Raw genomic sequence first — 25,447 nt, forward strand, 5'->3', positions numbered from 1 at the left:
TCTTTAATTGTGTATAGGATTATAAATTTAATAATATAGAAATTGAATAATTTAAAGCTGTAATTATTCGTGGTTAAATGCAATAAGAGATTGCTTTAATATTGTACAGATAATGAAATTTGTGATATAATGGAGATCGAAATGAATACACTTTTTCAAAAAAATTATGATGGGATTAGACCCCTGGCGTACTCTATGCGTCCTGAAACTTTAGATGAGTATATAGGGCAGGAAAAAATCATAGGCAGAGACAGTGTTTTAAGAAAATTAATAGAAAAAGGAAAGATGATCAACTCTATATTTTTCGGTCCACCTGGGACAGGAAAAACCTCTTTAGGTGTGTTGATCTCAAATGAACTTGACTATAGTTTTGAAAAACTGAACGCGACCACTGCTAACTTAAATGATTTCAGACAGGTCATAGACAGGGCCAATAGAAGGCTGGAGTTAGAAAATAAAAGAACTCTTTTATTTTTAGATGAGATCCATAGATTTAATAAGTTGCAACAGGATGCACTCCTACCTCATACAGAGGATGGACTCATAGTTCTCATAGGAGCAACTACAGAAAATCCATACTATGTCCTCAATAATGCACTGCTTTCGAGATCCATGATCTTTGAATTTGAGAAGTTAAATAGGGACGAGATATTAAAACTTATAGATAATGCACTGGCTTATAAAGGTACAAAATTGGACTCAGAGATAAAACTTTATATTGAGGAGCTGTCTGCCGGCGACGGAAGGGTAGCGCTAAACTATTTGGAATTGATCTCAGAAGTTGGTGAAACCATGAATCTGGAGGAAGTAGAAAATTTACTTCAAAAGAGAAAAGCAGGTTATCATAAAAAAGAAGATAAATATAACACCATCTCGGCATTTATTAAAAGTATCAGAGGATCGGATCCGGATGCTGCCGTTTATTGGCTGGCCAAGATGTTAGACGGGGGAGAAGACCCGAGATATATTGCCAGAAGATTACTGATCAGTGCATCAGAAGATGTAGGACTGGCTAATCCAGAAGCCTTGAATATGGCAAACGCTGCTATTATGGCCTGTGAAAAAATAGGAATGCCGGAAGTAAGAATTATATTGTCAGAGGTTACTATCTATCTGGCTATATCTTCTAAATCATCCAGTTCATACGAGGCTATCAATTCGGCCATGATGGATGTAAAAAATGGAATGATAGAGGATGTACCGACCCACCTGACAGATCTAGGTAAAAAAGATTATAAATATCCCCATGGATATGACGGAAACTTCGTATATCAGGAATATAAAAAAAATAATAAAGTTTATTACCTTCCACAAAACAACAAGAATGAAAGATTAATTTTAGAAAAATTAAATAAGTTGTGGAAGACTAAATATAGTAGATAAAATAATTAAATATATGCCAAACGAGGCAAAAGAGGAGACACAGTGAACATAAAGAATATAGCTATTATAGCTCATGTAGACCACGGTAAAACAACATTAGTAGATGCAATGTTAAGACAATCAGGAGTATTCGGAGACAGAGAAGAACTTGTTGAAAGAGCGATGGACTCAAATGATATAGAAAAAGAGAGAGGAATCACAATCTTATCTAAGAATGCATCTCTTGATTTTGGAGGATACAAGATAAATATCGTAGATACTCCAGGCCATGCTGACTTTGGTGGAGAAGTACAAAGAATATTAAAGATGGTAGACTCAGTATTATTATTAGTAGACGCATTTGAAGGTGTAATGCCTCAAACTAAATATGTATTAAAGCAAGCGTTAGAGCATGGATTAAATCCAATTGTTGTAGTAAACAAGATCGACAGACCAAACTCTACTCCTGAAGAAGTAGTAGACCTAGTATTCGATCTATTTGTTGAATTAGGAGCAAACGATCACCAATTAGAATTCCCAGTAATATTTGCTTCAGCTAAAAATGGATTTGCAAAGTATGAGATCACAGATGAAGATTTAAACATGCAACCATTATTTGAAACAATAGTTAAACATGTAAAAGACCCTGAAGGAGATCCTACAGCTCCAGTGCAAATGTTAGTAACTAACATAGCTCCAGATAACTACTTAGGGAAATTAGCAACTGGAAGAATCCATAACGGTGTTTTAAATAAAAACCAAGAAGTAACTTTAATCAAAAGAGACGGAGAAATGGTAAATTTCAAAATCACTAGAATATTTGGTGCTGAAGGAATGAACAGAATAGAATTAGATACAGCAGTATGTGGAGATATCGTAACAGTTGCTGGAACAGAGAAATTTGATATTGGTGAAACAATAGCAGACAGAACTAACCCAATAGCATTACCATTAATCGATATAGATGAACCTACACTAGCTATGACATTCATGGTAAGTACTTCTCCATTCGTTGGAAGAGAAGGTAAATTTGTAACTTCTAGAAATATCTGGGATAGATTATCTAAAGAAGTAGAACATAATGTAAGTATGAAAATAGAAAGAACTGAATCTGCTGACGCTTTCATAGTAAAAGGTAGAGGAGAACTTCAATTATCTATATTAATAGAAAACATGAGAAGAGAAGGATTTGAATTACAAGTAGCTAAACCTCAAGTTATCATGAGAGATATCGACGGAGTAAAATCTGAACCTATCGAATTAGCTATAATTGACGTAGCAGACGAATTCACTGGTGTAGTAATCGAGAAGTTAGGAATCAGAAAAGGTGAAATGATCAACATGGTTCAAGGAACTGATGGATATACAAGATTAGAATTCAAAGTACCTGCAAGAGGACTTATCGGATTCAGAAATGAATTCATGACAGAAACTAGAGGAACAGGAATATTAAATCATTCATTCTTCGACTATGAGCCATATAAAGGTGAAGTACCAACTAGACAAAGAGGAGTATTAATCTCTATCGAGAAAGGTTCAACTACTGCATATTCTTTAGGAAATGTACAATCTAGAGGAACTTTATTTGCTAATCCTGGATTAGAAGTATATGAAGGAATGATCATTGGTGAACATTCTAGAGAAAATGACCTTACAGTTAATGTAACTAGAGGAAAGCAGCTTACAAACATGAGAGCTTCTGGAACAGATGCAGTTACGAAATTAGCTCCAGGTAGAGAGTTTACATTAGAGCAAGCATTAGAATATATTGCTGACGATGAGTTAGTAGAGATCACACCTGAAAGTATCAGAATGAGAAAGAAATTCTTAACAGAGGGTGACAGAAAGAGAGCTTCAAGAGGAACAGTTAGATAATTAATTTTAAATAGATGTGATTAAAAATCACATCTATTTTTTTTATATAAAATAATGTACAATTAGAGGGAGAGGGTAAAATGTTTAAATTTATGTAGGGGTAATTCATGAATTACCCGTACGATAAAGTATTTATTTGATCCACGTTCTATGAATTCGCGTAATTAGCGGTAGAAGGAGAAAATTCCAAAGTTTCCGCCTTTGATACGGGATACCTTTTTTCTTGAAAAAAAAGCTAACGGAAAAATTCAAGAAGGTTTATAAATGTCTTAATGAGTAATACACGATCGTCATTGTAGAAACAGTACTGCTGAAGCTCAACGACTATAAACTTCGAATAAGATCAAAAAGAAAAGGTACTCTTAGTGAACTCTCTAATTTATCCTTAGTGATCTTCGTGTAGAGGTTTTGGTTTTAAAAATCTGTGTAATCTGTGTCAAAGAAAGACTCCTGTGATATAGCAATAAAATTTTTATAGATTGGTGACTATTAGTGGCAAAAGAAAGGTTCTTTATTCGTGTAATTCGTGACAAAAAAGTTTTGTGGGTTTCAAATTATTTATATAGGAGGTTTTATGAAAAAAATATTGATAACTATAATACTGGGAACACTCCTAATATCCTGCAGTGGTCTGCAGAAAGAAAAAACTATAGAGGTAGACAAGATAGAGATACCATATTCCATGGTAGAACAGAGTATAGATCTGGATGACGCCATGAGTTTAAGATTATTTTTAGAGAGTGGATTTGACCCCAACTATATAAATGAAGGTGGAGAGACCCTTTTGATGAAGATAGTAAAAAATAACAGTCTTAAAAGTCTGAAGGAAATTATTTCCTATGGGGTAGATTTAGAGACGGAAACTCCTCTTAAAAAAAGAAAAAATACAACATCCTATGAAGCAACTAAAAGAGCTATAGATTTTGTAAAAACCAAGAAATCTCTGGATATCCTGGTAGAGGCAGGGGCAGATATAAATTATGTAGATAATTTAGGGGAACCTTTGATTATAAAATTTATTAAGAAAAGGCATAATAGCTATGTGGAAAAATTAATTTTAGAGGGAGCTGATCTGAACATAGCAGATAAAGAAAAGTGGACTCCATTGATGTGGACTGTTGTAAGAAAAAATAAGGAGATAGTAAAACTTCTCATAGAAAATGGAGCTGATATAAATTTAACAGATAACAGGAGAAATTCGGCTATATACTATGCATATGACGAGGACATTATTAAGATGTTTTTGACTAAAGGTCTGAATATATACTATAAAAATAAAGATGGAGAAAATGTATTGGGGGAGGTCTACCTTCGAAGTATATCCAACTCATATTACCATGCAGTGGAAGAGATAATAAAAATAGGCGGGGATAAAAATTATTCATCCTATGGGGATACACCTATGGGGATAGCCCGTGAAAATAAAGATGAAAAGATGATAGAATTATTGTTAAAGATGGGAGTGAAAGAAGAATAACCCTCTCTTGCCTATCGGCACTCTCCCCCTCAATAGGGGGAAAGGACATATATAAATAACTTTGTTTCTCCCTTTGAGGGAGAGACATAACAAGAAGAGGGTAAAAGGAGTGAAAGAAGATGAAAAATACTAAAAAAATTAAAGTAGGAGATATCTATATAGGTGGGAGTGAAGATGTAATTATTCAGTCTATGACAAATACAAATACAGCAGATGTAGAAAAAACAGTAGCTCAAATAAAGAAGTTGGAGGAGCTGGGATGTCAGCTGGTAAGGGTAACTGTAAACAATAAAGCCGCAGCAGAAGCTATAAAGGAGATAAAAAAAGAAATTAAGATTCCACTGGTAGCAGATATTCATTTTGACTATAAATTAGCATTGCTGGCAATAGAAAATGGGATAGATAAACTACGTATAAACCCCGGGAATATAGGATCCGATGAAAGGGTAAAAGAGGTAGTAGAAAAAGCTAAAGAATATAATATACCTATCAGGATAGGGGTAAATGGGGGATCACTGGAAAAAGAGATCTTAAAAAAATATGGGAAAGTAACACCTGAAGCTTTGGTTGAAAGTGGTATGTATCATATAAATTTATTGGAAAAATATGGATTTGAAAATATAATAATCTCACTAAAGGCAAGTAATGTAAAGATAATGAGAAAAGCCTATCAAATAATAGCTGATAAGATAGATTATCCATTACACTTAGGAGTGACTGAAGCAGGAACTTATTTTCAGGGGAGTATAAAATCAGCCATAGGGATAGGAAGTCTTCTAATAGATGGGATAGGAGATACTATCCGTGTATCACTGACAGAGGATCCAACTGAGGAGATAGGTGTAGCCAAAGAAATATTGAAAGTATTGGGGATAGGAGAAGCAGGGACAGAAATTATCTCATGCCCTACTTGTGGAAGAACCGAGATCGATCTGATAGGACTGACTAAGAAAGTAGAGAAAAAGTTTTCTGATTATGGAAAACAGATTAAGATAGCTGTCATGGGATGTGTAGTAAATGGTCCTGGTGAAGCTCGGGAAGCTGACTATGGTGTAGCCGGCGGAAATGGTGTAGGAGTTCTTTTTAAAAAGGGAAAAGTAGTAAAAACAGTTAAAGAGGATGAAATCTTGGAGGAGCTGCAGAAGTTAATAGAAGAAGATGTGGAAAAGAAATTTTAAAGTTAGACCCTCATCCTCTTAGGTTGCTCCCTCGTAGGGAGTAACAAAGTAGAGTAGCAAGGAGATTCTTTCTCCCTATGGAGGGAGAGAGTGCCCGAAGGGCGAGAGAGGGTTTATTGAGATTACTGATAGATATGGTGAGCATGACGAAACTCGGAAGAAGTGTCTTAATGAGTAAATCACGTTTATTATTCTAGAAGCATTACTGTTGGAGTCTCAACGACTATAAACTTTATTTAAAAGAAAAACTTCTGTGCTATAGCATTAAAGTGTTTAAATTGGTGATACATTGGTGGCAAAGATTAAGAAAAGAATTCCTTAGTGAACTCTTTAGCTTTTCCTTGGTGAGCTTTGTGTAAAGGTTTAGGTTTTAATACATTTAATTTTTTTAATTATAATAAAAATTAATATTCGTATATTCTTGATGATATGTTGGTGGCAAAAAGGAAGTTTTAATTTGCGAAAATTATAGCTATTAATCAGATTTAATCCGCGTTCTATGGATTAAAGATTCTAATCAAGAATAAATTCTTTTTAGTGTTGAATAATCTGAGGAAATCTGTGTCAAAAATTAGATTCTAAAGTTAGACCCTCATCTTTTTATGTTGCTCCCTCATAGGGAGTAACAAAGTAGAGTAGCAAGGAGATTTTTTCTCCCGATTGACGAGTACAAAAAATTATATTTAATAAATATGATTTTTATGATGTCAAGGGAGAGAGATTAAGAGAGAGGGTGAATATATCATTCGTGTAGATTCGTGACAAAAAAATAGTTTTTAATGTTTATCTAGAGGTAATAGGAGGAGAATATGAAAAAAATTATATTTATAATGGCAATATTACTACTTATGATGGCATGTAGTTCTACAGAAAAAAAGAAAACAGAGGGAAAAATATTAAAAAACCAGGATTTTGAGGGAGCTGTAAAGATAAGATTTGAAGGGAGAGCCGAGAGGATCTTTTTAAGCGGTGATATAGTTAGTTTAGATCGTGAGTATTATCTGGTTCCAGGGGAGTATCCAGTGAGCTGGAATCCGAGAAGTTATATAAGTGTTGGTGTCAGTGTAGGGTCTAGTAAAAGAAACGATAATGATAGAGACCAGAGATCCAATGGAAAGGTTAAAATAGAAAAAGATTCTGTTATTAAGTTAAGTGGAAACAGTGCTGAAATAATAGAGATGGGAGGAGAGTTATGAAGAAAACTGTTTTATTTTTATTGTGTTCTATAAATTTATTTGCATACAGAGTTGAAAATACCAAAGATAGAGAAATTACAATATATCCCAACAAGGTAGTTGTCAATGAATCTTTACAGTTAAAAGATGATGGAGAAAATAATAGAATAACCTATGAAGGCGTTTCTAAAAATATAGATATCAGTTCTATTAATTTAATAGGAGGAGATCTAAGAGGTGTGGAATTGGAAAAAAATGCAGATTCCAACTCCATATTAAAATCTTATTTGGGTAAGATTATTCAGGCTGAAAAAGATGGAAGAACCTATGAACTGGTACTCCTTGATTATGGGGAAAACTTAGTAGGAAAAGATACAAAAACAGGAGAGATCTATATCTTAAATAATCCAGATCTCAAATTAAGCAATGCCCATATAAAAATAGAGAATAAGCTGGTAATGGATGTAGGAAAACTGGATAAGAAAATAAATATATCCTATATAACGAGAGGATTAAATTTAAATATCTCTCATAGATTGGATATAGATAAGATGAATCTGGAAACATGGGGAAAAATCTATAATAATATGGGAAAAGATTTAAAAGATACAGAGGTAAAAATTATATCTGAACTTTCAACATCGAGGGCCTATGGGATGAAATCTGCAATGGCAGATAGTATCTCCATAGATGAATCTAACGATAAAATAGAATATAAGCTAAAAGACAAACTTGATCTCAAAAAAAATAGCGAAAAAAATATAAAATTAGAGACAAAGAAGGTAAGTTTAGCCGAAAAATATGTATATTGGACCAGGGAATATTCTAAAAATCCAACCAGGATAGTAGAGATAAAAAATATAGGTAAGACAACTATTCCTGGAGGAAGGATATATGTGTGGGATGATAAAAAATATGTAGGAGATTCAAATGTAGGATTTATTCCCGGCGGAGAAAAGTATGATTTGAAACTGAATAAAAGTTTTAATGTTGTGGTAGAGAAAAAAATAAAAAGCAGTCATTCTTTGGGGAATAATCTGATAAAAAAAGAAATTGAGATTGAAATAAGAAATACCGGTAAGGAAAAGATAGATTTAGAAATAAACTATGATCAGCTGCCAGAAGTCTGGACTAAATTAAGATCTCAAGAAAAATATGAAAAAATATCCAACAGAATAGTTAGATTTAAATTGGATGTTGATAAAAATAGTAAGAAAAAAATTATTTTCTCTTATATTGAGGAGAAAAAATAAACTTTTTATGAGTTTGTTGCGTCAAAGTAGTATAGGAGAATGAAATTATGAATTTTGATGAGATATTTGAGACGTATTTTAGTAGGATCTACAATAAAATACTGGGAATGGTAAAAAACAAGGAAGACGCAGAGGATATAGCCCAAGATGTATTTTTAACTGTCTATAAAAATTTGAAAAAATTTAGAAATGAGAGTGGAGTCTATACATGGGTATATCGGATAGCTATCAATAAAACCTATGATTTTTTTAGGAGAAAGAAGGAGACATTTGAACTAAATGAAGAGGTACTGAGTATCGAAGACAATGAAGATGTGACTACAAAGATAGTGTTAGAAGAAAAGCTGCAATTAATATCTGAAAGGGAGAGGGAGATAATACTCATGAAAGATATATACGGTTATAAACTTAGGGAGATAGGTAAGATAAAAGATATGAAACTCTCAACAGTAAAATCGGTCTACTATAAAGGCTTGAAGGAGATGGGGGGATTATAATGGATGATTTTAGAGAAAAAACAAATGCAGAGATGAAGGCAAGGATAAAAGTCAATATATATAAGACTTTATTGGAGGAAGAGAAGCACAAAAACAAGAGAAATAGTGCCATTGGACTTTCGTTATTTATTGTAGGAATAGTATCTACTTCAGCACTGTATCAAGTAAGAGATATCAGTCAGCCGCAAAATGTTAGAGCAAGTCAAGGCCTTGTAAAAACGGTAAGTAATAGAAATGATCTACCTAAATATTTAGAAGGGAAAAATGCAGTAGAGATGAATCTTTTTGATGATAGTTTATTGAAAGGGAAAGAACTGTCAAATGTTAAAGAGGAAGATTTTTTTGTAAGCGATTTTAAAATGTAGGGAGGAAATTTTGATGAGAAGATATATAATACTGGGGTTGATGCTACTAGGATCGATATTCTCCTATTCAAGTATATCTATAAGTAACATGGAAAAGGAACTATCAACAATTGGAATAAGTGACGAAAATATAGAAAATGCAAAGAATATTTTGAATACAGCATTAAAAAAACATAGGATAATGCTTATTGAATTGGATCAAAAAGAACTGGAAATAAATAAATTATTGATAGACGATCCGGAAAAAAATTGGTTTAAAATCAACCAGCTATTTGATGAGGTTGGTCAGATAAATGCAAATATGAAAAAAAATCAGTTAAAAACTCAAATAGATGTGAGAAAATACATCTCTAAGGAAGAATATTTAAAGGCTAAGGATCTCTATATGGTAAATCGTGGAGCAGTAAAAAAGACAACTATAGATGTAGAGATAAACAAAAATTAAGTCATGGGAAACCATGACTTTTTTTTGCTTTGAAAAAAATATATTGTATACTGTTATTATAAAAATAAATAGAAGATGGAGGGCTGATATGGAATATTTAAAAGAAATAGATGATGAGATATATGAAGCCATAAAGGAAGAGGAGAAGAGGCAGGAAGACGGGATAGAATTAATTGCATCAGAAAATTTAGTGTCCAAAGCTGTGATGGAAGCCAATGGAAGTGTGATGACCAATAAATATGCTGAAGGGTATTCGGGGAAAAGATATTATGGTGGCTGCGAATGTGTAGATATAGCAGAAAAATTAGCTATATCCAGAGCCGCGGAACTATTCGGGGTAAAATATGTAAATGTGCAGGCTCATTCAGGATCTCAGGCTAATATGGCTGTATACAAAGCTCTTATAAGTTTAGGAGATACTATATTGGGGATGAGACTGGATCATGGGGGTCATCTGACTCATGGTAAAAATGTTAATTTTTCAGGGCAGGATTATAACGCTGTATTTTATAGTGTAGATAAAAAAACAGAGACGATAGATTATGATGAATTGAGACAGATTGCTCATGAAGCTAGACCTAAGCTTATAATAGCAGGTGCAAGTGCATATTCAAGAACAATAGATTTCAAAAGATTCAGGGAGATAGCCGATGAAGTAGGAGCATACCTTATGGTAGATATGGCCCATATAGCAGGGCTGGTTGCTGTAAATTTACATATAAGTCCTATTCCATATGCCCATGTAACTACCACAACTACCCATAAAACTCTCAGAGGACCACGTGGGGGAATGATTCTGACAAATGATGAGGAGATTGCTAAAAAGATAGATAAATCTATCTTTCCTGGGATTCAAGGGGGACCGTTGATGCACACTATAGCAGCAAAGGCAGTTTCTTTTAAAGAAGCGTTGGGTGAAGATTTTATAACTTATCAAAAACAAGTGGTAACAAATGCCAAAACTTTAGCAAAGGCTTTGGAAGAAAAAGGGTACAGGATAGTGAGCGGTGGAACAGACAATCATTTGATGTTAGTGGATCTTTCTCCTAAAAACATTACTGGAAAGGCAGCAGAGGAAATACTGGGAATAGCAGGGATAACTGTAAATAAAAATGGGATTCCATATGATGTGGAAAAGCCATTTATAACCAGTGGTATAAGGGTAGGAACTCCAGCTATAACAACCAGAGGAATGAAAGAATCGGAGATGAAAATCATAGCAGACTTTATAGATCGTGCTCTGGAATCTATAGGAGATGAGAAAAGATTAATGGAAATAAAAGCAGAAGTAAAAGCTTTATGTGAGGAGTTTCCTATATATAAGTAGATGTTTATTATCCTCCTTCCTTTGAAAAGGTCGGGAGGATAATCTGGTGTTTATCTAAAAAATAAAAAGAGGTGCAAAATGAAGGAACTATATAAGATACAAATAGATGAAGAGGGAGTATTTTTAGAGAGACCCAATAGGTTTATTGCCCATGTGAGATTAGATGATGGTTCAGAAGAAGTAGTTCATGTCCATGATTCAGGGAGGATAAAGGAGCTCCTCTATGAAGGAAATAGGGTGAAAATAAGACGTGCATCTAATCCCAATAGAAAAACAAAGTGGGACCTCATCAGTGGGAGGGCCTCTGATGGAGAAGATATCCTCATAAACTCGAGCTTTCATAGATATATATCAGAAAACTTGTTAAATGATTTTGAGATATCTCCCATAGGAAAGATAGATAAACTAAAGGCAGAAGTAAAATACGGTAAGTCTAGATTAGATTATCTTTTAGAAAAAGACGGGAAAAAAATATGGGTCGAAGTAAAAGGGGTTTCCCTGGCAGAAGACAGGGTTGCCATGTTCCCAGATGCTCCTAGTGAGAGAGCGGTGAAACATCTAAAGGAACTCATTGAACTAAAGGAGTCAGGAGATAGAGCAGCAGTGATCTTGCTGGTTTTTAGAAGTTCAGATATTTTTAGACCTAGGTATGAGACAGATCCAAAATTCAATGAATATTTTTATAAAGCAATCTCTGCAGGGGTGGAAATATACCCTATACAACTATCTCTAGATAATGGTACTATAAACTATAGAGGAACAGTAGAGATAATGAATAAAACTGAGAACTAATAGAAAGAAAAACTAGTCGGAGATTATACAGTGATAGATTAAAAGTTTTAATTGTAAAAAATCAGTGGCTCAAAGGAAGAAGTTTTATTTTAATTTTTTCTCTTTCCATTATAAGTTATAAATTTGTGCAGAGCACAGTGGGGGGATAAAAATGGCAAATTTTAAATTTGTGCAAAACAAGAAATGTGAGTATTTTCCATGTCATACAATAGCTGATGAGAGTAAATTTAACTGTTTATTCTGTTATTGTCCATTATATATGTTAGGAGAAGAGTGCGGGGGTAATTTCAAATATACTCATGGAATAAAGGACTGTAGTGGCTGTATAATCACACACATGAAGGACACTGGATATGATTTTGTTCAGCAAAAAATGCTAACTGTAATTGATATAGTGCAAAATGAATATTTAGAGAAGCATAGTGATGAGGAAAAAGTAAATATTAAGTAATTTCATAGTAATAACAAAAGCTCAGGAAATAGCAGAGGGTCAAATCTCTGTAAGCATATTTTCTGAGCTTTTATAACAATAAATATTTTAAAAATTATTTAAAAATTTATTGATCCTTTCATTTCTAGCAGAATTAAATATTTTGTCAGGTGTATCGCAGCCGAGGACAGTTCCGTAATCCATAAAAACTACCCTGTCTGAAACTTGTTTTACAAACTCCATCTCGTGGCTGACTATGATCATTGTTATTCCTGTATTTTTAAGAGATTCAATAACTGTAAGAACTTCTTTGACCATCTCTGGATCCAGAGCAGATGTAGGTTCATCAAAAAGAAGTATCTTTGGATTCCTAGCAAGGACTCTGGCAATAGCAACCCTTTGCTGCTGGCCGCCGGAAAGAGCTGATGGATAGTTATTCATCCTGTCCTCTAATCCAACCATAGTTAGAAGTTCTGCAGCTTTTTTTAGAGCCACTTCTTTTTTGATCTTATCCACAACTATGAGAGGTTCCATAACATTTTCTATAGCTGTTTTATGGGGAAAAAGATTAAAGGATTGAAAGACCATCCCCATCTTTTTTAAGATTTCAAACCTCTCCTTTTTTTTAGGATTCCTGCTGCTGCATACCAGGGGGTCGTTAAAAACTTCCAATGTCCCTGAATCTATTTCCTCTAAATCTATCAGACATCTTAGGAGGGTAGATTTTCCACTACCGGAAGGACCTATGATAGACAAGACCTCTCCCTTATTGATATCGAGAGATATGTCTTTTAAAATATTTAAGTTTCCAAAAGATTTGTTGATGTTTTTTATTTTTATTGACATGAGACCGCCATCCTTTTTTCTAATTTTTTAAAGACAAGGAGGATAAAAGTAGATAAAACAAGGTAGAATATCCCACAGATAAAAAATGGAGTTATTGTAAAATCCCTTGTTACTAATTCCTTTGAATTTCTTAAAATTTCTGCTGTACCGATTATTGAAACTAAAGATGTATCTTTAATAAGGGCTATTGCCTCATTTGAAAGGGGAGGCAGAGCGGTTCTTAGAGCCTGGGGTAGAATTACCCTGATTAGAGTCTGTTTATAACCCATTCCCAAAACCTTTGCCGCTTCATATTGGCCTTTATTTATTCCCTGGATACTCCCACGAAAGATTTCACACAGATAGGCAGAATAATTGATGATAAAGGTAATACTGGCTGCCCCAAGGGGAGAAAGTGTTATCCCCATTACCGGTAATCCATAATACATGAAGAAAAGTTGTAAAAGCAGTGGAGTACCCCTAAATATCCATGTATAAAAAGTTACAAATTTTTTAATTGTTCCAATCTTAGAAAGTTCTCCCAATGCAAGAAGTAGCCCTAATGGGACTGAAAATAATACTGTTATAAAGTAAAGTCTTAGAGTAATGTCCAGTCCCTTTGCGATGTAGTAGATGCTGTCAATCATATTTAACCTCTCCTTCCAAACCATTTTTCATATATTTTTTTATAAGTTCCGTCTTTTTGCATCCCGTCTATGATCTTATCTATCTCGGTGATAAGGGTAGTGTCTTCTTTTCTTATTCCAATACCTGTGTATTCGATAGCTAAAGGTTCCTTTACAATTGAAAAAATATCTTTATTTTCCTTTCTTTCTTTTTTAGCAATATAATATCTTCCAACCATGGAATCGATTATTACGGCCTGGGTTCTTCCTGCTTCTAAATCCAGAAGAGCTTCTACATTGGAACCATACTTCTTTACGTCTTTTACACTTGGATAGACTGTATTTTTTTCTAAAGCAAAGTATGAAGAACTACCCATCTGTAAACCGACTGTTTTTCCTGCAAGATCTGCGATCCCTTTGATGTCACTGCCACTTTTAGTAACAATTATTTGTTCCCCGCTGAAATAAGATTTTGAAAAACCGATTTGTTTTTTTCTATCCTCTGTTATGGTCATTCCATTCCAAACCATATCTATCTTTTTACTTCTAAGTTCGAAGATGATACCATCCCAGTCACAGGGCTTAAATTTAACTTCGACTCCCATTCTCTTGGCTGCTTCCTTGGCCAGGTCAATATCAAAACCTACGATATCTCCATTTTCTCCTCTGAATCCCATAGGTGCAAAGGTATCGTCTAATCCTACAGTAAAATATCCATCTTTTTTTATCTTTGTCAATGTATCTTTTTCTTTCATTGAAAATGCAAAAGATTGTACACCAGCCAATATTAAAATTAATGTTATAAGTATTTTTTTCATAAATAAATCCTCCTTAGGTTTTTAAAAGTTATTATTATTATTATTATTATTGCAACCATTTTATCTCCGGAAAATAAAAAAGCCATCTAGAATATCTAGATGGCTAAACAACAGTTGAGTTTAACGTTTAAATCATCATAGATATAGAACCAAGTTTTTTTGAAAAACAACATGGATCTGTAACTATGATTAAATCATAATACAAATCCTTATCTATGGTGATGATGATGTACTGTAATAAAAATTAATGATCTGTTAAACATTCGACTCTCCTCCTGTATGATTTTTTAGTATGATACACCTAAAAAAAATAAATGTCAAGAAAAAATAATTTAATAAATTGCTTTTAACTGAACTTTTGCCATAGTGCACCCATTAAAAAGTATAGATATTATCGTGGTCTTTGTAACATGAAATATAAAATTTTAACTCTTAGAAACAAAATGAAATACCTTATAAAAATATATAGGCATAGGTTTATTGTGGTAAAGAATAGGTTCGAAAACCCATTGTTTTAAGGCTTTTTCAACCTCAGATTCAAAACCATATTTAGAGCTTGTATAGAATTTAATATCTCCAATTCTACCTTTTTTATCCACTAAAAATTTAACTTTGACTAAAGTTTCTTTCCTGTATCCCATCTTGAGAGCAAGATCCGGATATGCAGGGGGGATTTCTTTTTGAATAACAACATGGATCCCAGAAACTTTTTGATTTTTGAGAGCATATTGGCCATTTTCAATCTTTATTAAATTTTTATCGTTTTCCTGGTCTCCTAAAACAGCATCAGTTGAAGGGCTATTTTTAACTACTTCTACTTCACTGTTGTTTTTTTCTATATTCTTATCTGCTTTGATTTGGTTAGGATCGACTGGTTTCATTATTTTTTCAGGTTTAGTTTTTTTAGATTGAACTATTTTTGGTTCTGTTTTTATGATTTCTTTCTTTTTTTGAACCACTTGTTTTTTAGGTTTAATTTTCTTTTTTACAGGTTTAGTTTTTTTGTCGGGGCTCTTTTCTTTTTTTGTAGTCATTTTGGCCAGGGTTTTGGTGGCGTTTCCCGGGGCAGACATGGTTAAATTAACATTGATATTAGGAGAGTTTTTGCCTTTTTTCAGATTGTTATCAGAAATTTTTGAAAAAACAATAAAAACTACCATATGAAGTACAATTGAGAGGGTAAAAAATCTAGATTTCATTGGAATTTTCCCCTAATATTTCATATATTTTATCTATATCCAGTGAGTTACGTAAAGTTATTTCCCACTTATCATATTCATCTGTCTTGAATTTTTCAAAATCAAAATAATCATCGATAGGTTCTAATCCCTTAGAGATTCTGATGTTATTTATAAAAGTCCGGGTAAAGATCGAATTATCAAAAACTCCATGGATATAGGTAGCAAAGACATTATCTTTTAATACTCCTAAATTTGGTTTGTTTTCAAAAATAGAATTTTCTTTTGACTGGGTAACTCCCTGGTGGATTTCATATCCAGAAACACTGCAACCCATACAATCCTTCAAAAGGCCGATATTATGAGTTATTTTTTCAGTAGTTTGGAATGTCTGTTTTTCTTTTTCCATGGTAGTCGTGATATCTAAAAGTCCTAACCCCTTTATTACTTTGTCTTTGGATTCAATCATATGGGGATCTAAAATTTCCTGACCTAAGATCTGGTAACCGCCACAGATTCCCACAATAACTTTACCTTTTTTACTCTGTTCAATGATCGTTTCATCTATCCCTAATTCCTTTAATTTAATAAGATCCTGGATAGTATTTTTACTCCCAGGAATGATGATGATGTCAGCTTCACAAATTTCAGATTTTGAAAGGGTGAAATTAAGGCTTAAATCCTTATAGTATGAAAGGGCATCAAAATCTGTATAGTTTGACATCTTATCTAGTCTAATCACTGCAATATTCAGATCATTTTTTTCCTGGATTTTACCGAATTTTTGTGTGAGGATATCCTCTTCCTCGATGTTTAGAGGTACCCATGGGATAACTCCTAAAACAGGTATATCTATTCCTGCCTTTGCAAGACGATCTGTCAGATCTTCTATTCCAGGCATAAGGAGATCTATGTCACCTCTGAATTTATTGATGATAATTCCTTTTATTCTATTTCTATCTTCCTCATCTAACATTAGGATAGTACCATAGAGGGAAGCAAAAACTCCTCCTCTTTCAATATCTCCTACAAGGATAACAGGAGAATCGATCAATTCTGCCATTCCCATATTAACCAGGTCTACATCTCTAAGGTTCATCTCAGCTGGAGAACCTCCTCCCTCTAATACACCTATATCGTAATTCTCTTCGATAATTTTATAATTTTTTAGGGCAATAGATTTAAAAAAATCTGTATTTTTAAAATATTCCTTAGCATCCATGTTTTTATGGGGTATTCCCTCGATGATGATCTGTGAATCGTTATCAGAATTAGGTTTCATCAGGATAGGATTCATATATGCCCGGGGAGGAGTATTGCAGGCTTCTGCCTGTACAACCTGAGCCCGGCCCATCTCCAATCCGTCTCCATCTATATATGAATTAAGAGCCATATTCTGTGATTTATAGGGCGCTACTTTATTTCCATCTTTATAAAAAATTCTAGCTAAACCAGCTACGATAACACTTTTTCCTGTAGAAGAACCGGTTCCTTGAATCATAATTTTTTTGTGTCTCATAATTTTTTCTCCTCGAAGTAAATTCAAATTTTTATTGATAAAATATTAGAAGCTAAGTTTATCACGTTGCTTTTTTAGTATAAACATTTTAATTTTTCAGCCAATTCAGGATGAAATATCTTAGCCATCTCATAGATCCCTTCTGTAAGAGCCCGGGGGCCAGGGAGGTTAAAGATACTGTCGTCCTCTATGATATAATATTTTTTATCTTTAATTGCAGTTAAAAAATGGTAATTTTCCTCCATCAGCATATTATCTACACTTCTCTGGCTTCCAAAAATAATATCTGGGTTACTCAGGATCAATTCCTCCAATGAATACCGCCATCCACTTTTTTCTTTGGCTGTATTTTCTCCGCCAGCTAATTCTATCAGAGAGTTTATAAAAGTGTCTCCTCCTGGGGTAATATCAGTTTTACCACTGCCTAACACATAGTAAACCTTTGGGATCTTTTGATCTCTTAATATATATTGGGTATAGCTGGTCTTATCTTTTAAAGAAGCGTTTAAGCCGCGAGCTTCTAAACTTCTGCCTAAGAGAACTCCTAAATCTGTTATACTCCCATGGATCTCTGGGATATTTGTAGGAGTGTGATATTTAGTTACTCCAATATTTAAAGAATTTAGAGTGGACATTAATTTTTCCCTAAAATGGGTTTCTGCAATAACCATATCTGGTTTTTTATCTAGGATTACCTCTAAATTTGGCTCAAACATAGTTCCTACAATATCGATATTTTCAACTTCTTTTGGGTATGAAGCAAATGAAGTTCTCCCAACCAAAAGATCTTCTCCTCCTAGAGCGAATATTTTTTCTGTGATACCGGGAGATAGGGAGATAACCCTTTTAGGAAGAGTGTCAGGTTTTTTAGGTTGTGTAGATCTAATGATGTTATTTCCTTCTAAATGAAATCCATTTAATTCTAGAATAAGTTCCAATGGGAGATAATATTTCCCCTGGAATATAAATGGTTCAGAGAGGTATGTATACTCCCTATAGGGTGTGATAATTTTATTGTTTTTGAGGTGGTATTCTCCAATATCGGTATTTAAAATAAATGTATTCTCTGAACTGGTTAAATCTATTCCTATTTTATGAAATGAATTTATACTCAGAAATACAGTACCCTTTCTATTTTGAGTATCTAATTTACTGATATTTAAGTTCATAGAATAGGTACTTATAAACAGGAGAAAATAGATGATTATTTTTGACATATGCTTAAGCCCCCTTATGATGTTTTATAGAATAAAAAAAGCACCCTTTTGAGGTACTTAAAAAACTTTTTACATAGTAAAAGTTATTTCCTTGTCCTCGCAAGAAAAATAAAAACACATTAGGCAGGTCTCCTGACTCAAGTCTTGTCTTACTCCTACTCCTTCCCAGAAAAATCTAGTGGATTGTGTAGTTTCATAACTTTTACAGTGGCGGGACCGTATGGGTATCTAACCCATTTCCCTTTTAATCAAAATGAACCTATAGTGGATATAATTTCCTATATTTTAACATTTTTTAATGTAAATCACCACCAGAAAATTTTATCAAAAAGTTTATTTTATTTTTAGAAAGTAATGATAAAAAGAGAAAATAAAACTTAAAAAAACATTAAATTTCCAAAGGTGAAAAAAATAAAGTATAATTAAATTAGTGTATCTTAAAAAATATGGAAAGAAGAAATTTGATTGAATAAGGAGGGTTTTGTGAAATATGAATCTAAAAGTTTATTAAAAATTGTAATATCGTATATGCTCTTTGGATTTTTTTGGATATTTTCATCTGGTAAGATCCTTCACTTAATAACTAGAGATATGTCTACCTATATTATTCTAGAAAGATATAAAAGTTATTTCTATGTTATTTTAACATCGTTTTTATTATTTAAAATGATTAGAAACAGTTATTTTAAGATGGAAGAAACAAATAAAAAATTTCATCAGGATATTGTCCAATCATTCATCACTGCTTTGGAATTTCATGATAAATATACAAAGGGGCATTCTGAAGCTGTGGCTTCCTATAGTGCTGAAATAGGTGAAGCGTTAGGATTAAAGGGTCATGAATTAGACGACCTGTATTGGGCTGCAACAATGCATGATATTGGAAAAATAATTGTCCCTATTGAAATATTAAATAAGGAAGAAAAACTAAATGATAGAGAATATAAGATTATTAAAGATCATTCTAAGATCGGGTATGAGATAGTTTCCAAAAATGATAGTTTAAAAAAAGTTTCTAAATGTATCCTACACCATCACGAACGTTGGGATGGAATGGGTTATCCAGAGGGGTTAAAGGGAGATGAAATTCCATTGTTATCTCAGATTATATCTGTAGCTGACTCCTGGCATGCTATGACATCTAAAAGATCCTATAAAAATCAATTGACTTGTGAGGAAGCCATTGAGGAACTCCTAAAAAATAAGGGAACACAGTTTGCTCCCCAAATCATAAATACATTCATCGACCTTTATAATTCAAAGGAAGGTGCATTTATGTTTGAAAAATCGTATTAAATTTTTTTATCCATATAAACCATAAATAGGACAGACCTTCAGCATCTATTAATTGCTTTTACTATTATCTCTATAATTATGATATAATACTAGTTGTTAAAAAATAGAATGAGGAGATGATGATGGTAAAAAAGAATGGGCTGGGTCTTGGTTTAACTGCAATTTTACTCGTGGTAACCATATGGATATCTAAAAAGTTTGGATGGAATGAGATAAATACGGCATTGATCTTAGGGATAATTGTAGGAAATCTATTCTTAGGGCCAAAAGCATATAAGTTTTATCCTGGATTTAACTTTGCCAATAAAAAAATATTACCCATAGCGATTACATGTCTAGGTGTAAAAATAAACTATATAATTCTGCTGGATTTAGGAGTTAAAATTATAGGGTTTGTATTTTTAATGGTCGTGATGTTATTGTTTACTGCCAAATATGTGGCTAAATTCATGGGTGAAAAGGAAGAATTTGGACTGACCTTGGGGTCTGGAGGAGTAGCGAGTATAGCCGGATCTTCAGAAGTATTGGGGCAGCCAGAGGAAGAATTTGCTCTTGCTATCATTGCTATGAATATTTTGGGATTGACGGCTATGGTCATCATGCCTGGTATATCAAGATTCTTAGGGTTTGATCATACCCAATCTGCTCTCTATATAGGAGGGACTCTGAGTTCATTTATTCATATAATACCTGCTGCTTATAGCATTGGAGCAGATTCTTTGGGATTGGCACTCCTGATAAAAACAGGAAAATTATTATTTTTCCCCTTGGTTTTAATCTATATAGCTGAAATAAAAAAGAAAAAAACTATAGGTGATGAGAAAATAGAATCAAAAAAAATAAAACTGCCATTTTTTGTTAAAGGGTTTATGGCTGTAGGAGCTCTCTTTACCCTCTTAGAATACGGGATAGAAAAAATAGAATTACAATGGTATATAGAGGGAGTTAAGTATTTAAAACTTATATTTAGCTATACCTTTAAATATCTGCTGATGTTTGCACTTATTGGGATAGGCGGGAAGATAAATATAAAGACTTTATTGATGAATGGGAAGAGGCTGATCATATATTCATTGGTACTTATGGTAGTACAGTTGGCTCTAGGGGCAGGGTTAGTAAAGATGTTTTATTAGAATTAAGAGAAAAAAATAGATTATATAAAAATTGTAAAAACGATGATAAATACAAATAGAAGGAGATATAAAAATATGAGAGAAATAAAAGAGGTATTAAATTTAAAAGCTGAGATTGAAGATAGAGGTACAAGATTGGATGCTTTTTTAAGTGAAAAAATAGAGGGGTATACAAAATCTTATACACAAAAACTTATAGAAGATGAATTAGTAGAAATTGTAGGTAAAAAGAAGACTCGTCCTGGAAATAAATTAAAGGGGAATGAAGAGATAAATGTAACTGTATTAGAAGATGAAATTTTAGATGTTGTTGCTGAAGATATCCCATTAGATATAGTTTATCAAGATGAGCATATTGTGATAATAAATAAAAAACCAAATATGGTAATCCATCCGGCAGCAGGGCACCATAGCGGAACATTAGTAAATGCTATAATGCATCATATAAAGGATCTTTCTACTATAAGTGGAGTAGTTAGACCTGGGATAGTTCATAGATTAGACAAAAATACCAGTGGACTTATCATTGTAGCAAAAACTAATGAAGCGCATCTTAAATTAACAGAGATGTTTAAAGATAAAACTATAAAGAAAACATACCTAGCTATATGTAAAGGGAACTTAAAGAACAAAGAAGGTAGGATAGAAAACCAAATAGGCAGAGATAGTAAAGATAGAAAGAAGATGACTGTTGTTAGAGATAATGGTAGAACAGCTATAACTAACTATAAAGTAATAAATGAAGTTGAATATTTCAGTTTAGTAGAAGTAGATTTAGAAACTGGTAGAACTCATCAAATAAGAGTACATATGAAGTATTTAAATCATACAATTTTAGGAGATGACGTATACGGAAAGGCTTCTAAAAAAGCAGACAGACAGATGTTACATGCATATAAATTAGAATTTGCTCATCCTATTACAGGAGAGAAGATGGAAATTATAGGAGACTTGCCTGAAGACTTTAAAAAGGTAATGAAAAATCTGGGATTAGAATTTAACGGGTAAACGACTCCTCCTTCTTATGGTTTCTCTTAACCAAGAGAAACCAAAGCGTGGGATAATAGTTTATTAGTTTAATATAATAATTTGAAGAATAAAAAAACATAAAGACAGCTAGGGAGGGATTCTCTAATTGTCTTTTTTTATTTGGAGGTATTTTAACTCCTTCCTTGTTGGCGTTTTCTCGATTGACGAGTACGAAATTTTCTTATTAGCTATAAAATTACAATGTCAAAGAGAAAACAAAGCATGGCATAATATGAAAAACAAAAAAATGAAAGGAGGAGTAAATATGACTGTCTATAACAAAGAATCAACTAAAATTAAAAGGCGAGTTCTTAAGAAAAATACGACTCCTGAAGAGAAGATGTTATGGAGCGTTATCAAACTAGATGCCTTAGGAGTTAGATTTAGAAGACAATTTGGCATAGGTGAATATATTGTTGATTTTTATTGTTCAAAATTAAAATTAGGTATAGAATTAGATGGAAAACAACATGATAGCCAAGACGGATTAGAATATGATAAAATACGGGATGACTATATGAGAAATCTAGGTATAGTGACTGTTAGATTTAAGAATAAAGAAATAAGAGACAATTTAGCAGGAGTAATAGAAAAAATAAAAGAATATATTTAATAATGTTAGATTAGAATAGCTTCTTTCCTCTTTTTTAAGAGGAAAAATAGGAATAAAGGAGTTAATCTTGAGGAGGAGTAAGTTTGAACAATATGCTGGAGTTTGATAAGGAATACGGAAATAGTATAATAGGGATAGATGAGGCTGGACGTGGACCTCTTGCAGGGCCTGTAGTGGCATCTGCTGTAAAGATAATAAACTATGTAGAAGAGTTTGATATGATAAATGATTCAAAAAAATTGACTGAGAAAAAAAGAGAGTTTTTATTTGATATAATCTTAGCTAATTGTGAAGTAGGTGTGGGGATAGCTAACGAAAAAGAGATAGATGATATAAATATCTTAAATGCTACATTTCTTGCTATGAGAAGAGCGATAGAAGATCTAGAGGCCGGGGGAACAGAATTTGATCTTGCTTTAATTGATGGTAACCATAAGATTCGTGAATATGATGAACCTCAGGAATTTGTAATCAAAGGGGATGGAAAGAGTCTGGCCATTGCAGCTGCAAGTATAATAGCCAAGGTAACCAGGGACAGGATTATGGTTAAATATGATGAACTTTATCCTGAATACGGGTTTGCAAAACATAAGGGGTATGGGACAAAACAACATCGTGAAGCACTTTTGAGTCACGGGAAAGTAGATTGTCACAGAAATAGTTTTTTGACAAAGATCTTAGCTCCTACACTATTTTAGATATGAGAAAAAAAGTTCTAAGGGTTCCACCCTTAACTGGGTTCATTTCTTGTCTTAACACAAGAAACGAACCAAAGAAAGTCAAGAAGATTTATAATTGTCTTAGCTAGTAAGTCACGATCGTTGTTGTAGAAACAATACTGCTGAAGCTGGACGACTATAAACTTCACTTTAAAATCGAATATCAAAGTTAGATTTTAGTCTGAGTCAAAGGTAAAGGCTTCTAATCAAAAAAGGAGTTTTTAATTTGAGGGAATCTGAGACAAAGAAAAAATGATAATTATCTTTTTATAAAGATCCTTAGAAAGTATTAAAACTTTTTAAGGATTTTTTATTTTTAAAATAAAAAAATATGTAGTAATATTATAATACAAATAATTCTGAGTCGGGGGGCGAGAACTATGGTGATGATAATCTTACAGAGCATTGCAATAACTGCTTTAATATGTGTAAGTTTTATATGTATGTGTGCATTGAATGAAAAAAAAGCCGAGTTAGAAAGGGAAGAAAGAGATGGATAATAGGTCTATTGGTACAAAATATGAGGGGATAGCTATGAATTATCTGGCTGAAAAAGGGTATTTTGAATTGGGGAGAAATTATTACTCCAGATATGGGGAATTAGATCTCATATGCAGGGATAGAGAAAAAAATGAGATAGTTTTTGTAGAAGTAAAATATAGAAAAAGTGCAGAATATGGGAATGGATTGGAATCTATTACCAGGTCCAAACAGAGAAAATTGGTGAAGACAGCTGCAGTTTATTTGAAGGATAAAAAAATAAAGGATATTCCATATAGATTCGATATAATATCTATATTAGGGGATGAAATAGAGCATATTGAGAATGCGATTTGGGGTGATTGTTTATGAATTTTAGATGTTTAAAGTGTGAAGGGGAAGATTATGTAGTGAAAACTACATTTATGGCAGAAAAAACACCAGGGTTGAGATTGGAATTAGGGACATATTATCTAAAAATATGCTCAAATTGCGGGTACACAGAGATGTATTCCGCTAAGATTTTAGATAAAGATGAAGAGCCTAAACCACAGCATTAGACAGTTATTTTTTAAAAATAACTGCATTCTTTGTTCTGAAAAAGCCAATGACAACCTTCATTATATGTGTTATAATTGCCATAAAAGTCTAAGGGATAAAGGGAAGTTAAAGAGATTTAATGACATATATTACCTTTGGAATTATGATAAGAAACTAAAGAAAATAATAGAGGAATATAAGTTTAAAAATAAACTTTATATAGGTGAACTGCTCTTTAACTTGATAGGTGAAGAGTTAGATAAGTTGATGAAAAAGGAAAAAGTAGATGGAATAATTCCGATACCTGTAAGCCATAAAAGACTTATGGAAAGAGGATTTAATCAGGTAGAAGAACTTCTGAAATTTGGAAGATATTCCTATATAAAAAGCAGCAGGATCAAAGAAACTAAGCATATGTACGAACTCTTGAATTCAGAGGCTAGGAGAAAGAATATAAAGTCGGCCTTTAAAATAGAGGGATTAAAAGGGTTAAAAAAAGTTTTAATAATAGATGATATAATAACGACAGGTTCAACCATGAAGGAATTTATAACTGAGATTAAAAATAATAACGATACTATACAGATAGTGGTATTTACCTTGGCTTTATCTAAAACTGCTAAAAAAATAAATTTAAAAATGAGGTAAATAAGATGAAAATTATATTAGATAATAGAGAGCTAACGATGAATGATATAGATGATAAGAGTTTCTCATGGGTATTAGAAGAGGTAACAGATCTTTTAGAGAGAGATGGAAGGATGTTATTTGACGTGTATATCGATGGAAAAGGAATGGATTATTACGATCACTTCAATAAGGAACAGATAGGAGTAGTAGAGTTTATCAGTAAATCTCCTAAGATAATTATATTGGAATCTTTAGGAGGAATGAGTGATTTCATCTCAAAATACTTTGATGCCCTTATGGCGATATCTGCTAGTTTTAACAGTAACAGAATTACAGATGCTGTGGAGATCCTCTTAGAGGTAGAAAATGGATTGGAATGGGTATATAATGTTTTGGCTTCTATGAAGGAAAATACAGCGATTGATTTTAGATATCCTGAATTTGATATGATGTTTTTGGAGTACAGAACCACTTTGAAAAAGGTGCAGGAATGCATAGAAAATGGTGATTATATAGGCGGTTTAACTATCTTAGAGGTAGAGATGAGTGGTGAGCTGATATTTGTTCAGGAAAATTTGGATACCTATATGAAAGATATAGTAGATGAGGAAATAGAGGAATATAAGTATAATTAAAAGAGTGGGAAAC

Annotated in this window: 27 protein-coding genes and 1 riboswitch; of the genes, 21 read left to right on the forward strand and 6 right to left on the reverse strand. The window is 32.9% G+C overall.

The features are described from left to right. Window positions 1–141: 141 nt before the first annotated feature. The 12 genes from K337_RS0104150 to K337_RS0104205 all read left to right on the forward strand — a co-directional run bounded on the left by K337_RS0104150 (window position 142) and on the right by K337_RS0104205 (window position 12,197). Complete coding sequence (locus K337_RS0104150; protein ID WP_028855484.1) at window positions 142–1,383, forward strand: replication-associated recombination protein A; 1,242 nt, start codon at window positions 142–144, stop codon at window positions 1,381–1,383. A gap of 42 nt (window positions 1,384–1,425) precedes the next feature. Further along, entirely contained in the window at window positions 1,426–3,237 is a 1,812-nt protein-coding gene (gene typA / locus K337_RS0104155; RefSeq protein ID WP_028855485.1) for a translational GTPase TypA, read from the forward strand. A gap of 574 nt (window positions 3,238–3,811) precedes the next feature. Then, window positions 3,812–4,714 carry an ankyrin repeat domain-containing protein gene (locus K337_RS19065; protein WP_028855486.1) on the forward strand — a complete coding sequence of 301 codons (903 nt, stop codon included), beginning with the start codon at window positions 3,812–3,814 and terminating at the stop codon, window positions 4,712–4,714. A gap of 119 nt (window positions 4,715–4,833) precedes the next feature. Continuing rightward, the gene (gene ispG, locus K337_RS0104165) at window positions 4,834–5,892 is read left to right on the forward strand and encodes a flavodoxin-dependent (E)-4-hydroxy-3-methylbut-2-enyl-diphosphate synthase (protein ID WP_028855487.1); all 1,059 of its coding nucleotides are present in this window, start codon (window positions 4,834–4,836) and stop codon (window positions 5,890–5,892) included. An 809-nt stretch (window positions 5,893–6,701) separates the two neighbouring features. Further along, entirely contained in the window at window positions 6,702–7,088 is a 387-nt protein-coding gene (locus K337_RS0104170) for a hypothetical protein (protein ID WP_028855488.1), read from the forward strand. Beyond that, window positions 7,085–8,320: a hypothetical protein gene (locus K337_RS0104175; RefSeq protein WP_028855489.1), complete on the forward strand. Its 1,236-nt coding sequence runs from the start codon at window positions 7,085–7,087 to the stop codon at window positions 8,318–8,320. The genes K337_RS0104170 and K337_RS0104175 overlap by 4 nt, the downstream gene beginning before the upstream one ends. 47 nt (window positions 8,321–8,367) lie before the next feature. Beyond that, entirely contained in the window at window positions 8,368–8,817 is a 450-nt protein-coding gene (locus K337_RS0104180) for an RNA polymerase sigma factor (protein ID WP_028855490.1), read from the forward strand. Continuing rightward, on the forward strand, window positions 8,817–9,182 hold the full coding sequence (locus K337_RS19070; RefSeq protein WP_051251599.1) for a hypothetical protein: 366 nt from the start codon (window positions 8,817–8,819) through the stop codon (window positions 9,180–9,182). The genes K337_RS0104180 and K337_RS19070 overlap by 1 nt, the downstream gene beginning before the upstream one ends. Window positions 9,183–9,195: 13 nt before the next feature. Next, complete coding sequence (locus K337_RS0104190) at window positions 9,196–9,627, forward strand: hypothetical protein (RefSeq protein ID WP_028855491.1); 432 nt, start codon at window positions 9,196–9,198, stop codon at window positions 9,625–9,627. Between the two features lie 88 nt (window positions 9,628–9,715). Next, a complete protein-coding gene (glyA, locus tag K337_RS0104195) occupies window positions 9,716–10,954 on the forward strand; it encodes a serine hydroxymethyltransferase (protein WP_028855492.1) in 1,239 nt (412 codons plus the stop codon). Window positions 10,955–11,032: 78 nt separating this feature from the next. Further along, window positions 11,033–11,746, forward strand: a complete 714-nt coding sequence (sfsA, locus tag K337_RS0104200; protein ID WP_028855493.1) for a DNA/RNA nuclease SfsA — start codon at window positions 11,033–11,035, stop codon at window positions 11,744–11,746. 151 nt (window positions 11,747–11,897) lie between these two features. Then, window positions 11,898–12,197, forward strand: a complete 300-nt coding sequence (locus K337_RS0104205) for a cysteine-rich small domain-containing protein (protein WP_028855494.1) — start codon at window positions 11,898–11,900, stop codon at window positions 12,195–12,197. Window positions 12,198–12,284: 87 nt separating this feature from the next. Here the strand turns inward: K337_RS0104205 and K337_RS0104210 are convergent, their stop codons facing one another. From K337_RS0104210 to K337_RS17660, 6 genes are all read right to left on the reverse strand, one after another. Further along, on the reverse strand, window positions 12,285–13,022 hold the full coding sequence (locus tag K337_RS0104210; RefSeq protein WP_037029162.1) for an amino acid ABC transporter ATP-binding protein: 738 nt from the start codon (window positions 13,020–13,022) through the stop codon (window positions 12,285–12,287). Then, complete coding sequence (locus tag K337_RS0104215) at window positions 13,013–13,648, reverse strand: amino acid ABC transporter permease (RefSeq protein ID WP_028855496.1); 636 nt, start codon at window positions 13,646–13,648, stop codon at window positions 13,013–13,015. The genes K337_RS0104210 and K337_RS0104215 overlap by 10 nt, the downstream gene beginning before the upstream one ends. A 2-nt stretch (window positions 13,649–13,650) precedes the next feature. Next, window positions 13,651–14,445, reverse strand: coding sequence for an amino acid ABC transporter substrate-binding protein (locus tag K337_RS0104220; RefSeq protein WP_028855497.1), 795 nt, complete (start codon window positions 14,443–14,445; stop codon window positions 13,651–13,653). A 425-nt stretch (window positions 14,446–14,870) separates the two neighbouring features. Continuing rightward, entirely contained in the window at window positions 14,871–15,644 is a 774-nt protein-coding gene (locus K337_RS19075) for an energy transducer TonB (protein WP_028855498.1), read from the reverse strand. Continuing rightward, a complete protein-coding gene (locus tag K337_RS0104230) occupies window positions 15,634–17,142 on the reverse strand; it encodes a cobyric acid synthase (protein ID WP_028855499.1) in 1,509 nt (502 codons plus the stop codon). The genes K337_RS19075 and K337_RS0104230 overlap by 11 nt, the downstream gene beginning before the upstream one ends. Before the next feature lie 74 nt (window positions 17,143–17,216). Next, window positions 17,217–18,359, reverse strand: coding sequence for an ABC transporter substrate-binding protein (locus K337_RS17660; RefSeq protein WP_051251600.1), 1,143 nt, complete (start codon window positions 18,357–18,359; stop codon window positions 17,217–17,219). 105 nt (window positions 18,360–18,464) lie between these two features. Next, window positions 18,465–18,637: riboswitch (cobalamin riboswitch) on the reverse strand. Between the two features lie 205 nt (window positions 18,638–18,842). Here K337_RS17660 and K337_RS17665 point away from each other — a divergent pair. From K337_RS17665 to K337_RS0104285, 9 genes are all read left to right on the forward strand, one after another. Beyond that, window positions 18,843–19,655 carry an HD-GYP domain-containing protein gene (locus tag K337_RS17665; RefSeq protein ID WP_156877308.1) on the forward strand — a complete coding sequence of 271 codons (813 nt, stop codon included), beginning with the start codon at window positions 18,843–18,845 and terminating at the stop codon, window positions 19,653–19,655. Between the two features lie 122 nt (window positions 19,656–19,777). After that, the gene (locus K337_RS0104245) at window positions 19,778–20,788 is read left to right on the forward strand and encodes a putative sulfate exporter family transporter (RefSeq protein WP_028855500.1); all 1,011 of its coding nucleotides are present in this window, start codon (window positions 19,778–19,780) and stop codon (window positions 20,786–20,788) included. A gap of 75 nt (window positions 20,789–20,863) precedes the next feature. Then, window positions 20,864–21,796: an RluA family pseudouridine synthase gene (locus K337_RS0104250; protein ID WP_028855501.1), complete on the forward strand. Its 933-nt coding sequence runs from the start codon at window positions 20,864–20,866 to the stop codon at window positions 21,794–21,796. Window positions 21,797–22,049: 253 nt separating this feature from the next. Continuing rightward, entirely contained in the window at window positions 22,050–22,430 is a 381-nt protein-coding gene (locus tag K337_RS0104255) for an endonuclease domain-containing protein (protein WP_156877309.1), read from the forward strand. 92 nt (window positions 22,431–22,522) lie between these two features. Next, window positions 22,523–23,128, forward strand: coding sequence for a ribonuclease HII (locus K337_RS17670; protein WP_037029458.1), 606 nt, complete (start codon window positions 22,523–22,525; stop codon window positions 23,126–23,128). 513 nt (window positions 23,129–23,641) lie between these two features. Continuing rightward, a complete protein-coding gene (locus tag K337_RS0104270; protein WP_028855503.1) occupies window positions 23,642–24,001 on the forward strand; it encodes a YraN family protein in 360 nt (119 codons plus the stop codon). Then, window positions 23,998–24,189 carry a zinc ribbon domain-containing protein gene (locus K337_RS0104275; RefSeq protein ID WP_051251602.1) on the forward strand — a complete coding sequence of 64 codons (192 nt, stop codon included), beginning with the start codon at window positions 23,998–24,000 and terminating at the stop codon, window positions 24,187–24,189. The genes K337_RS0104270 and K337_RS0104275 overlap by 4 nt, the downstream gene beginning before the upstream one ends. Next, window positions 24,164–24,817: a ComF family protein gene (locus tag K337_RS0104280; protein ID WP_028855505.1), complete on the forward strand. Its 654-nt coding sequence runs from the start codon at window positions 24,164–24,166 to the stop codon at window positions 24,815–24,817. The genes K337_RS0104275 and K337_RS0104280 overlap by 26 nt, the downstream gene beginning before the upstream one ends. A gap of 5 nt (window positions 24,818–24,822) precedes the next feature. Then, the gene (locus tag K337_RS0104285) at window positions 24,823–25,434 is read left to right on the forward strand and encodes a hypothetical protein (protein WP_028855506.1); all 612 of its coding nucleotides are present in this window, start codon (window positions 24,823–24,825) and stop codon (window positions 25,432–25,434) included. Window positions 25,435–25,447 lie beyond the last annotated feature (13 nt).

The sequence above is a fragment of the Psychrilyobacter atlanticus DSM 19335 genome, assembly GCF_000426625.1.
GTDB lineage: Bacteria > Fusobacteriota > Fusobacteriia > Fusobacteriales > Fusobacteriaceae > Psychrilyobacter > Psychrilyobacter atlanticus.

What these genes read in the sequence shown, in the direction of transcription:
- glyA (WP_028855492.1), top strand. Translation starts at nt 9,716, where the DNA reads ATGGAATATTTAAAAGAAATAGATGATGAGATATATGAAGCCATAAAG.
- K337_RS19070 (WP_051251599.1), top strand. Translation starts at nt 8,817, where the DNA reads ATGGATGATTTTAGAGAAAAAACAAATGCAGAGATGAAGGCAAGGATA.
- K337_RS17660 (WP_051251600.1), bottom strand. Translation starts at nt 18,359, where the DNA reads ATGTCAAAAATAATCATCTATTTTCTCCTGTTTATAAGTACCTATTCT.
- K337_RS0104280 (WP_028855505.1), top strand. Translation starts at nt 24,164, where the DNA reads ATGAAGAGCCTAAACCACAGCATTAGACAGTTATTTTTTAAAAATAAC.
- K337_RS0104255 (WP_156877309.1), top strand. Translation starts at nt 22,050, where the DNA reads ATGAAAAACAAAAAAATGAAAGGAGGAGTAAATATGACTGTCTATAAC.
- K337_RS19065 (WP_028855486.1), top strand. Translation starts at nt 3,812, where the DNA reads ATGAAAAAAATATTGATAACTATAATACTGGGAACACTCCTAATATCC.
- K337_RS0104190 (WP_028855491.1), top strand. Translation starts at nt 9,196, where the DNA reads ATGAGAAGATATATAATACTGGGGTTGATGCTACTAGGATCGATATTC.
- K337_RS0104170 (WP_028855488.1), top strand. Translation starts at nt 6,702, where the DNA reads ATGAAAAAAATTATATTTATAATGGCAATATTACTACTTATGATGGCA.
- K337_RS19075 (WP_028855498.1), bottom strand. Translation starts at nt 15,644, where the DNA reads ATGAAATCTAGATTTTTTACCCTCTCAATTGTACTTCATATGGTAGTT.
- K337_RS0104250 (WP_028855501.1), top strand. Translation starts at nt 20,864, where the DNA reads ATGAGAGAAATAAAAGAGGTATTAAATTTAAAAGCTGAGATTGAAGAT.
- K337_RS0104180 (WP_028855490.1), top strand. Translation starts at nt 8,368, where the DNA reads ATGAATTTTGATGAGATATTTGAGACGTATTTTAGTAGGATCTACAAT.
- K337_RS0104285 (WP_028855506.1), top strand. Translation starts at nt 24,823, where the DNA reads ATGAAAATTATATTAGATAATAGAGAGCTAACGATGAATGATATAGAT.
- K337_RS0104205 (WP_028855494.1), top strand. Translation starts at nt 11,898, where the DNA reads ATGGCAAATTTTAAATTTGTGCAAAACAAGAAATGTGAGTATTTTCCA.
- K337_RS0104210 (WP_037029162.1), bottom strand. Translation starts at nt 13,022, where the DNA reads ATGTCAATAAAAATAAAAAACATCAACAAATCTTTTGGAAACTTAAAT.
- sfsA (WP_028855493.1), top strand. Translation starts at nt 11,033, where the DNA reads ATGAAGGAACTATATAAGATACAAATAGATGAAGAGGGAGTATTTTTA.
- K337_RS0104270 (WP_028855503.1), top strand. Translation starts at nt 23,642, where the DNA reads ATGGATAATAGGTCTATTGGTACAAAATATGAGGGGATAGCTATGAAT.
- K337_RS17670 (WP_037029458.1), top strand. Translation starts at nt 22,523, where the DNA reads ATGCTGGAGTTTGATAAGGAATACGGAAATAGTATAATAGGGATAGAT.
- ispG (WP_028855487.1), top strand. Translation starts at nt 4,834, where the DNA reads ATGAAAAATACTAAAAAAATTAAAGTAGGAGATATCTATATAGGTGGG.
- K337_RS0104150 (WP_028855484.1), top strand. Translation starts at nt 142, where the DNA reads ATGAATACACTTTTTCAAAAAAATTATGATGGGATTAGACCCCTGGCG.
- K337_RS0104175 (WP_028855489.1), top strand. Translation starts at nt 7,085, where the DNA reads ATGAAGAAAACTGTTTTATTTTTATTGTGTTCTATAAATTTATTTGCA.
- K337_RS0104245 (WP_028855500.1), top strand. Translation starts at nt 19,778, where the DNA reads ATGGTAAAAAAGAATGGGCTGGGTCTTGGTTTAACTGCAATTTTACTC.
- K337_RS0104230 (WP_028855499.1), bottom strand. Translation starts at nt 17,142, where the DNA reads ATGAGACACAAAAAAATTATGATTCAAGGAACCGGTTCTTCTACAGGA.
- K337_RS0104215 (WP_028855496.1), bottom strand. Translation starts at nt 13,648, where the DNA reads ATGATTGACAGCATCTACTACATCGCAAAGGGACTGGACATTACTCTA.
- K337_RS0104275 (WP_051251602.1), top strand. Translation starts at nt 23,998, where the DNA reads ATGAATTTTAGATGTTTAAAGTGTGAAGGGGAAGATTATGTAGTGAAA.
- K337_RS0104220 (WP_028855497.1), bottom strand. Translation starts at nt 14,445, where the DNA reads ATGAAAAAAATACTTATAACATTAATTTTAATATTGGCTGGTGTACAA.